Raw genomic sequence first — 9,699 nt, 5'->3', positions numbered from 1 at the left:
ACGCCGAACGGCCACACCATCGACTCGGACAGAAACCACCGCTATCCTTCCTCCTCCAACATCTACCACAGTGCCAAAGGTGGTGGACGCATACACATTGTCGACATCAAAAGCCCCTATACCCATGATCACAGCCGCCGCGTCAGTCTCTATGCCGATGGCGTTGCGGAGGAATTGGGGCTGTCTGCAGAGCGTCGGCGCTGGCTACGGCGCGGTGCCCTCCTCCACGATGTCGGCAAGTTGGGAGTGAGCAACCATATCCTCGACAAACCCGGAAGATTGGACGAAGACGAATGGAAGGCGGTGCGCGTCCACGCCAGCCTGACCGGCGAGGTACTGGCGCGGGTCTTTCATTTTCAAGACATTGCCACAACCGCCGCCGCACACCACGAGCGCCTCGACGGCACCGGCTATCCCTTGGGTCTGCGCGAGCCGGAAATTTCCCTGGAAACCCGCATCATCACCATTGCCGACATCTTCGATGCGATTACTGCCGCCCGCCCCTACCGCGGGCCCATCCCCGTGCCGGAGGCCCTCGAAATCATGCAAAAAGAAGTTGGCACGGCCATCGATGCCCGCTGCATGCAAGCCTTGCGTACCCGCGTGCCGTCCTGGGCAATGGACTGAGGAAATCAGCTTTACAGATCAAGGCGTAGCGTCTACCCTAGGCGTAGGTTGATCGCTTCAAGGCCTCGCAAATGACTGCTGCCGCAACAGTCTTTTCTGCGTCATTCCCAAAGTCGCCCCTGCTCGATTGCGCGGGGGTGAGTAAGCGATTCGGTAATCATGAGGTACTGCAACACATCTCTTTTTCGTTGTCAGAGCGAGACTTCGTTGCACTCATCGGTCCCAACGGCGCTGGCAAAAGCACTCTTCTGTCTATCCTGATTGGCCTTCTGCGCGCCGATGCCGGCCATGTCAGTTTTCTCGGTCACGACATCGCCAAACTTGGCGCCGAGGAGCGCCTGGAAACCGGCTACGTTCCCCAAGAATTTCGCGGCTTCGAATGGCTGCAGGCAGGAGAACTACTAGACTACATTGCTGCTTTCTATCCGCGCGAGCGGCGGCACTGGCCGGAATTGGAGGACTGGGCAAGCCTGCCCCGGCGTACGCGCGTGCGGGAGCTTTCGGGTGGGCAGCGGCAGCGTCTGGCCATTGTGCTCGCGCTGCGCCACCGCCCGCAGATCGCGCTCCTCGACGAGCCGGTATCGAGCCTCGACCCCAAGGCGCGCCGCGACTTCGTGCAGTTATTGCATGCCGACTGCAAGGAACGGGGAAGTACCTGCCTGCTCTCTTCTCACATTTTGTCGGACCTCGAATCTTTGGCAGACCGTAGTTTGATCATGCACCAAGGGCGCCTGTTGGGAGATTGGAGCAGCAAGGACCGGTGCGAAGATTTACGCTGGCTCGATCCGGTGGCACGAGATTCCGAGCCAAAGGAACTACCCGCTTGCTTGATGACACTGGCACGCGAAGCCGAGGGGCGTTTGCTGGTTTCCGGTTGGCGCCAGTGCGCGCCGGAACTACGCGCGCAGGTGGAAGAATCCTGGCGCAGCACGATACCCGCGGACATGGAGTCGATCTTTCTTGCGCTGACCAGCGCGAGGCAAGCATGAGCGCCGCCTGGCGCAGCCTGCAGCCAAGGCTGTTCTTGCGTGACAACATGTATGCCGTCATTGGTGCCCTGCTCTTTGGTATGCTCTCGTTCACTCTGTCCCTCAGTAATGCGCAGGTGGATCACTGGCACCCACAGCACGCCTGGGCAGCTCAGGGCATGCGTTTGTTGATTGGTTTTGCTTTACTCACCTTGAGCACTGGAATTTTCATCCACTACTGGCGCATCGTGGCCGAACCACTGGTATTTCCTGTTCCGCGCTTTCGCCGCGACCATCGTCTCCTCTTTACCGTGCTCCTGCTCATTTTTGCCTGCGTTGCCTACGTCGACTTACTGCGGCGCCACGCGTATCCGGTGGGCGCTCTCGATTTGGTGCTCCTGTTTGTCGCCGGAGGCGTTTTGGGCGCCGTCATGGTTCGACTCCGTAACCCCGAGGCGACAGGTGGGGCTCGTTGGTTGCGGTTTGTGTTCTTCCTGCCCTTTTATCTGCCCATCTATATTGGATCGATCTACTGGGATATCGGCACCCTGCCCCTGTATTATGCCATTCCCCTGGCCCTGTTGCTGTTGTCCATGATTCTGCTCGCCCTTGTCTACACCCCACGCGAGCTGACCGGCAAATTGCAGGCACAAAGGGGTCGCGCCTTGTCCCTCGCAGCTCCCGACTTCGGCAAGCTACAGTCCCTACTCGCGTGGACCCCGGCAAACTGGCGCTTCCCGCCTCTGTTCTATGGTCCAAGGCGCCACGGCATTCTCGGTACCCTGTTGCAACAGGCACTAACCCTGGGCGTGTTTGGGCTGTTCTTTGCACTGATTTTACCTCTCGAAGGGTTCCCAAAAAATGCGCCAACCCCCGAAAATCTCATAATCGTTCGCGTTCTCGCCCTGAGCTCGCTGCTCGCAGTGCCCTGGAGGATCTGGCTGCGCCAAAGCTACGAGTGGCAAAGCATATTGCTCACCGGATTTTGGGGTGGCACCCGCAAGGAAATGCTCGGCAACTGGCTCCAACGCTTTGCCAAACATCTCTTTCTGCTCATTCTGACCAGCCTGATGCTACCGCTGATCGCCCTGATCATTTTGCATTTCTCGGGCCAGGTCATCCTTGCCCTCTTGAGCCTCCTCGCCGCTGCACTGGCAATCAATGCGTATTCTTCCCTAGGCGTGATCGCCCTAGGCTTCTACTCGGGGCCGGTTCAGCGATTTCTGGTCTTTCTTGGTATTTTGGTTAATCTCTTTGTCTTGGGGTTTTTGACCTATCGTACGATCACTGCTCCCCCTGCCCCGCAAGCTTTGCGGGTACACTGGGACTGGGTCCTGGCCGCCCTTGCCTTGCTTCCGGTTCTTTTTGCCCATTGGGGAGGAAAGCGGCAACTGCAGCGAGCAGACTGGCTACTGCCGGGACTCGGTAGATGCGATCCCAAACTTCCCGTCGTCGACTCTGCCAAGGCGCAAGAGAAAGGCGAGCAAGCCTGGACTGCAGCTGCCGGCTTCGCCATCATGTTGGCCTTCTTTTTAGGGCAGATTGGCTTTGGCGCCCTCGCCGCTTTCGCGCGCTCCTTTTCGATTGGAGTGCAACTCGGGGCAGAGTATGCCAAACGCCATGAGAAACTGCCGTCAGCAGTTTTGCAAACTGCAGTGCGCCATCTTCCTATCGATTTCCGCGTCTGGGTGGGATTGTTCGCCTATGCGGCAACGGCTGCCTTGCTGCTTTTTTTTCTGTATCAATACCTCAGCCGAGCCCAGTGGCGCGACCGTATTGGTTGGCGTCCACCCACCAGCGCCCGGGCCTACGGGGTGGCGCTACTTCTCGGCATTGCGCTTGAGGGTATCAGTGCCCTGCTCCTGGTTACTTTTCCGCCGCCCCACCACCTCAACCCCCATACCCTCGGCGTCTTTGATGCCCTGCACATGCAGGGGTGGCCGTATTACCTGATGATTGCGCTGACCGTCGCCTTGGCTCCGTTTACCGAGGAGATCATTTTTCGCGGTGCCGGGCTTGCCGGTTTGCGGCAGCGTTTTTCACCCTGGGTAGCGGCGAGCATCGTCAGCCTGCTGTTTGTGATCGTCCACGCTCCCTCCAAGATCGATAATTTCCATTACCCCTTGGCGCTTCTTATCATCGCCATGCTCGCCGCCGCCTTAGTTTGGCTGCGTCTACGCTATCGCTCTCTGTGGCCGAGTATCTTCCTGCACACCCTTTGGAATGGGGTGGCGATCTCGGTGTCGCTGTTGCACTAAAAACCGCATCAGTCGAAGAGCGTCAATTGCCCGTTGTCGCTAGGGGTCTTTCTCTTCCGCTCTCGCCCGCCTTTTCGTGAACCATGTCGGCGCAAAACTTCTTGTGCCTCGGTACGCGCTTCCGGTAGACGACGACGCGCCCAGATGCGCTCCTTGGCTTGCTGTGCCGCAAGTTTTTCCGAAACGATGGGTGCCGGGTAGGCAGAACTGCCCCACTCAGGTACCCAGCGGCGGACGAAATCGGCTTTTGGATCCTGATCGAGCATTTGCTTACTGGGGGAATAGATGCGCAGGGTATTGATACCGGTGGTGCCGGACTGCATCTGCATCTGGCTCCAATGAATACCCGCCTCAAAATCCAAAAACTGTTGCGCCAAAAAAAGACCGGTCTGGCGCCAGTGCAACCAGAGATGGTAGCTCGCAAAACTGACCAGCATGGCGCGCATACGAAAATTCAACCAACCGGTGGCCCGCAAACTCCGCATGCAGGCATCTATCAAAGGATAGCCAGTCTGCCCGTTGCACCAGGCCAAAAAGTAATCCTCCCGCCAGTCATCCTCGCGCAAGCCATCGTAAATACGGGCAAAATTATGGAATTCGATGGCGGGCTCATCCTCGAGTTTTTGGATGAAATGGCAATGCCAATGCAATCGGGAAAGAAACCCGCGCAGATGTCGAGCATGGCTTTGCGCTTCTGGGGAGGATTCCCGACGCAGAGCGCGCAACTGCGCCTGGGTATTCTGCACCACTCGCGCCATAGAGATGTTGCCAAAGGCGAGGTAGGCACTGAGTCGCGAGCAGCCTCGCTCGGCCAAACTTGGGCTCGATAAGCTGCTCAGGTACTGCCGACTACGCAACTGCAAAAAGTCCTGGAGGGTACGCACCGCGGCGGCTTCTCCTGCGGCAGGGGTCGGTCGCGCCGCAGGCTTTTGCAACTGCGCCAAGCTCGGCAACTCGCCAATTGCCAGGGTTGGCGCGCCCGGAAAGCACTCCGGCGTGGCCGGCCGTGGCCGGGCCATGAATCGATCCCAGGCATTCGCCCAGGCATCTCGATTGCGCAAGGGGCGCATCACGCCAAATTGCGGCCACTCCTGCCAACGCACCCCGGCCTGTCGGCACCAATCGCCTACCCGCTTGTCGCGAGCATAGGTCCAGCCGGGCCCGGTTTCTTGGTGGCTGAGCAGCTCGGTAAAGGGGTATTCCCTGCGCAATTCCGCCAAAACCTGGGGGAGATTGCCGCGGCGCAGCAACAGCGGTAAGCCTCGTGCGGCCAGATCGGCGCGCAGCGCGTGTAGACTCTCGCGGGCGAAGGCCCAATGCTGAGGGTCCCACTCCGGCGAGTTGAGCCACTCGTCCTCTAGCACGTAGAGCCCCACCGCCGCATCGCAATGCGCAGCAGCCAGAAGCGGGGCGTGATCTGCTACGCGCAAATCGCGTTTAAACCAAACCAAGGCGAGGCGGCTCATGTTCGCAGCATGCCATGCTGCCGCACGGCAAACAATTGGGGGACACGATGTGCGCTGCTCTTTCGCTCGCCCTGTCTGTATGATGTAGAAAACCTCTGCGCAGGGAATGACGACGCATGTCTACAGCCGAAAACTCGTCTTTTTGGGACAGTAACACCAGCGACTCCACGCCCGCGCAACGACTTGCCGGTATCGGTTTTGCAATCCTCTCGCCCAGCGCGCTTTCGGCCGAAATTGGCGCCCCTATAGAAGCCTGCGCGCCGCTCTTTGCGCTTTGGGAGGATCTCCCCGCCGACCCCTACCTACTCGATGGCGGCCACTATCGACGGCGGCGGCACGGGAGCTTTATGTTGGAGCACGCGGACGATCCCACCTCCGCTCACTTGCGCAGCGTCCCGCAGCGGCCCCACTGGCAACCAAAAACCTACAACGCCCTGCACGGCGGCTTATTCCGGCATTTTGCACCCCTGTCGACGGAGCTCAGCGCCGCCCCCGCCTTCGTCCAGCTCTTGCAAGGGCTCGGGCGCCTCTTTGCCTCGCTACGGTCCACCCATACTTGGTTTATCGAAGCGCACCAATTCCGTATCGATACCCACGAAGGCATTGGGCGGCCAACGCCAGAGGGTGCGCATCGGGACGGTGTCGATTTTATTGCGGTGCTGATGATCGCTCGACACCAAATCATTGGAGGAGAAACGCGGGTCTTTGAGGCGGAGGGCATGCGCGGCGTGCGTTTTACCTTAGAGGAGCCCTGCAGCGCGCTGTTGATGGACGACACCCGGGTCATTCACGAGAGCACCCCCATCCAACCTGCGGACAAACCCGATGCCGGGTGGCGGGATACCTTGGTGCTCACCTTTCGCGCCGGTGGTTTCCTCGAACCCGGCAGCTGAGCGACAACGATAGAGGAAATCAGATCAGGAACGGCGCAGAGGGCGGGATTCTTCCATTCCCACCATATATATGTTTATATTTCAGTTGGTTGCTATAGGCCAACTAGTTACAGCCGATAGTCACAAAGCTCGCTCAATCGATTGCCGTAAGTATACCAGACTTATGGACCCAATCCAAAGGAGCTGGCCAGTTGCTCTCGTCTGCGGCAACAGGACCGTGTCTTATGAATATAGTATCCAGAAATGCCGCCAGTTCTCTAGACTAAACCCTCGCGCTACAATTAAGCCAAACTGTGGGCCGGGGCCATGTGGTTTTGATCTGCCACGCTCAGCTTGAGCTTTAAGGCCGTACCGCGCCATGCCGAACGATGTGACGATACTCCTCAATCTACACCTTGGCCGCCGGTAAGGTAATCCGCAAGTCGGTAGCCACCGACAGCACGAGATCCAGATCTAAGGCGTTGTAGTGCTAACTGATGTTGAGGACACGCTCAAAAGCAGATTACCTCATCGGCAGTACTAATCCAGGCAGACAAGCCCTTCATTGAGCCTTTTTGCACACCGTCGGGCACCGATTCAATTCCCTGTGCCTTCAGAGAACTTCCGCAGCACTGGACCTCCAGTCCAATTTCCAACAGCTCGCGCAGCAGGGCTCGCGTGCTGTCCTCAGCGGTATCTGCATTTCTCAGGAGCAGTACCCCCTGACCCGCGAGAAACAGGCGGACGTCCTTGCCTTCTGCGAGCATGGCACCGGCGAGCCGTATGGCGGTGTCGGCTCTAGGATTTTCGGGTTCTAGCGCTGCATGCAATACGATCAGTGCTTGGGTCATGCAGTGGTCCTCGATGCGCTAAGGTTCCTTGGGTGTGTCTCGTCGACGGCCAATGCGATCCAGAGGCCGGATAGGGCGACAATGGCGGCGGTCAACCAGATGGTCGGAAGTATCTTATCCGCCCACTGGGCCGCAAGACCCAGCACCAGGCCGCCGATGGCATAGCCGGTGTCTCTCCAGTACCGATAGGTACCCAAAATCCGGCCGCGTTCCAGCGGGGGCGCGACATCGGACATGGCGGCAATCAGATTAGGATAGAGCAAAGCCATGCCCAGCCCCATAGTAGCGGCCGTAGCGATCCAAGCGTCGAAGCGATCCACCAAGGCAGTTCCGGCCAAACCCAGAGACAACAGGGCGAATCCTGCCAAAATGGGTGGCCGGCGACCGATCCGATCGGCAAGATGCCCCGTCCCAAATTGGCCCAGTCCCCAGACCATCGCGTAGACGCCGGTAATCCAACCAATGGAGACCACACCCAAGCCGTGCAAGCGAAAAAAGACGGGGAAAAGCATCCAGACGAGGGTGTCGGCGATTTTGTTAGCGACACCCCCTTGGCACAAGGCCCGGTAGGTGGAATCGCGAAAAGAGACCCGTAGGAAGGTCGCCCAAGCACTCGCCCGCAAGCTGCTTTCCGTTACACCCGAAGCGCGCTGATTCTGTGCGTGCTCGGCGTGTACCCAATGAATGGTGTCCTGGACCCGTAATAGCAGGAGGAGGGCGAGGGCAATGACCACAAGCCCGAAACCGAGCAGCGCCCAGCGCGGCCCATAGAGCACGGCGAGATAACCCGTGCCCAGCCCTGCCAAGCCCACGGCGATGTATCCCACCGCCTCATTGATGCCGACGGCGAGGCCGCGTTGGTGGCCATTGGCCAGATCGATTTGGCTGGTGACGGTCATGGTCCAGGTGAAAGCCTGGTTGACCCCCAAAAAGACATTGGCCGCGATGATCCACCACCAGTTCGGCGCAAAGAAAATCATCAGCGGAATGGGAATCCCCGCCAACCAGCCCAGGAACATCACTCTCTTGCGCCCGATCCGATCGGAAAGCCCACCCGCCACGAAGTTGAGGGCACCCTTCACCAGGCCAAAGGAGATGACGAACGAAGCCAAGTAGAGGAACGCATGGCTATCGACACCAAAGCGGTGGCTCATGGCGGGCAGGACATTGCGCTCCATCCCGATGATCAGTCCAACAAAAAAAACCTGAATGGTTTGCAGCAGAAACTGAGCGCGGTTGACGCCAATGCCGCGGGTGTAGGTCATTACCCTAGGATTCACTTGCGACGTCCCTGGCGTAGTGGCACGACGTTCTGCAAGGCCTCTTGCAACTGGCTGCTGGTCTGCATCTGATCGAGGATGAGTTCCCGGACGATCTCGCAGGTTTCCAAGACCTTGGGGCTACTCAGTCGGTAGTGGCAAAAGGTACCGCATTTTTCGCAGTGGACCAGCCCGCGCGCTTTCAAGACACTGAGGTGCTGGGAAATATTGGCTTTGGACAAACCGGTGAGTTCCGCAAGCTCCCCGGCATTCCTCTGTGCCTCGCCGAGACAATGGATGATCTCCAGGCGCTTGGGATGCGCGAGCGCGGCGAAGACCTCGGAAAAGAGGGCGTACCGAACCGTTTCATTTTTCATGCTGCTTTACCCAGATTGGTCGCCACGATACGGGCCATCTCCGCGGGTTTCTCCGGTAGGTCTGCCGTCAGCGCCCGAACGAAGGTCTCTCGATCCATGCTGAGGTAGGGATCCCAACGTTTTTCAAAACCAATGGTGGACGAGGGCTTTCCCGACAGTGCAGCGCCGCAGACACTCCCGGCCGCGTGCCCCGGGAAAATCTCCAGATCGTTAGGCAGGGCCAGTAGTTTTTGGTGGAGACTGTCGTAGAGCTTTGCCGCCATTTCCTCCGAGGCCCCCCCGAGATCGGGGCGACCGACGCTACCGACAAAAAGGGTGTCGCCGGTCAAAATGAACCAGGGATCGGTACTTCTGCGCCGGTCACTCACCAAGAGACAGAGGCTGTCCAAGGTATGCCCCGGCGTGTGCAACACCTGGGTCACGACATTCCCCGTTTCCAGGATCTCGCCATCGCGAAGGCCGCGGATGGGGAAGTGGACCAGACCCACATCGCTTTCGTGCATACAGTATGGCGCACCCACTCGTTCCGCCAAAGCTCGCCCGCCAGAAAGATGGTCGGCGTGAATGTGGGTATCGATGACAAAACTGATGGCAACCGCAGCCTTCCGTGCCTCTTCTAGGAACCATGGCTCGTCGCCGGCCACCACATCCACCGCGACGGCGAAGCCTTTGCCACCGCACCCGTAGAAATAGGACAAGGTTCCATCGGCACTTGCGCGTTGTTTGAAAAACATGGGCCACCTCTAATATTCAGTATTTAAGAAATCATGCAACCAATGTAGTAGCGCGGATCACGCCTGTCAAGACGAGTCGACGCCCAAATTTCATGGGACTTTTGTACGCCCAGCACCATGAGAACTCAGCCCGCCAACCACCACCCTTACTGCTCAAGCCAAAACGCCCGACCAGCCAAGGATGTCAGTGTCAACGGCCACCAATATGGCGCCATTTTAGGGTCGGCATAATGGCGCCATCTCAGGGTCGCTGTAATGGCGCCACTCCGGGGTCGGCATAATAGCGC

9 protein-coding genes are annotated in these 9,699 nt (G+C 58.7%); 4 read left to right on the top strand and 5 right to left on the bottom strand.

What is annotated here, in order from left to right; all coding sequences use genetic code 11:
• From RTI30_RS10240 to RTI30_RS10230, 3 genes are all read left to right on the top strand, one after another.
• On the top strand, positions 1–627 hold a 627-nt coding region (locus tag RTI30_RS10240), incomplete at its 5' end, for an HD-GYP domain-containing protein (protein ID WP_312283724.1).
• Positions 628–764: 137 nt separating this feature from the next.
• A complete protein-coding gene (locus RTI30_RS10235) occupies positions 765–1,616 on the top strand; it encodes an ABC transporter ATP-binding protein (RefSeq protein ID WP_312263170.1) in 852 nt (283 codons plus the stop codon).
• Complete coding sequence (locus tag RTI30_RS10230; RefSeq protein ID WP_312263171.1) at positions 1,613–3,853, top strand: CPBP family intramembrane glutamic endopeptidase; 2,241 nt, start codon at positions 1,613–1,615, stop codon at positions 3,851–3,853. The genes RTI30_RS10235 and RTI30_RS10230 overlap by 4 nt, the downstream gene beginning before the upstream one ends.
• An 8-nt stretch (positions 3,854–3,861) precedes the next feature.
• Here RTI30_RS10230 and RTI30_RS10225 read toward each other — a convergent pair whose 3' ends face one another.
• Positions 3,862–5,319: an FAD-binding domain-containing protein gene (locus RTI30_RS10225; RefSeq protein WP_312263172.1), complete on the bottom strand. Its 1,458-nt coding sequence runs from the start codon at positions 5,317–5,319 to the stop codon at positions 3,862–3,864.
• 116 nt (positions 5,320–5,435) lie between these two features.
• On the opposite strand from RTI30_RS10225, the gene RTI30_RS10220 reads away from it, so the two are divergent.
• The gene (locus RTI30_RS10220; protein ID WP_312263173.1) at positions 5,436–6,212 is read left to right on the top strand and encodes a 2OG-Fe dioxygenase family protein; all 777 of its coding nucleotides are present in this window, start codon (positions 5,436–5,438) and stop codon (positions 6,210–6,212) included.
• 491 nt (positions 6,213–6,703) lie between these two features.
• Here RTI30_RS10220 and RTI30_RS10215 read toward each other — a convergent pair whose 3' ends face one another.
• Genes RTI30_RS10215 through RTI30_RS10200 form a run of 4 tightly spaced genes read right to left on the bottom strand, consistent with a single transcriptional unit; the run spans position 6,704 to position 9,412 of the window.
• Entirely contained in the window at positions 6,704–7,042 is a 339-nt protein-coding gene (locus RTI30_RS10215) for a DsrE family protein (RefSeq protein WP_312263174.1), read from the bottom strand.
• Positions 7,039–8,322 (bottom strand): MFS transporter, encoded by a 1,284-nt coding sequence (locus RTI30_RS10210; protein WP_312274834.1) that lies wholly within the window; start codon positions 8,320–8,322, stop codon positions 7,039–7,041. Before RTI30_RS10210 ends, RTI30_RS10215 begins: the two co-directional genes overlap by 4 nt.
• Entirely contained in the window at positions 8,319–8,678 is a 360-nt protein-coding gene (locus tag RTI30_RS10205) for a metalloregulator ArsR/SmtB family transcription factor (protein WP_312263176.1), read from the bottom strand. The genes RTI30_RS10210 and RTI30_RS10205 overlap by 4 nt, the downstream gene beginning before the upstream one ends.
• Positions 8,675–9,412, bottom strand: coding sequence for an MBL fold metallo-hydrolase (locus tag RTI30_RS10200; RefSeq protein ID WP_312263177.1), 738 nt, complete (start codon positions 9,410–9,412; stop codon positions 8,675–8,677). Before RTI30_RS10200 ends, RTI30_RS10205 begins: the two co-directional genes overlap by 4 nt.
• Positions 9,413–9,699: the final 287 nt, after the last annotated feature.

This window comes from Candidatus Igneacidithiobacillus taiwanensis (assembly GCF_031962545.1).
Classification (GTDB): Bacteria; Pseudomonadota; Gammaproteobacteria; order Acidithiobacillales; family Acidithiobacillaceae; genus Igneacidithiobacillus; species Igneacidithiobacillus taiwanensis.
The sequence above is the reverse complement of the archived record's forward strand: the minus strand, read 5'-3'. Positions and strand labels throughout refer to the sequence as shown.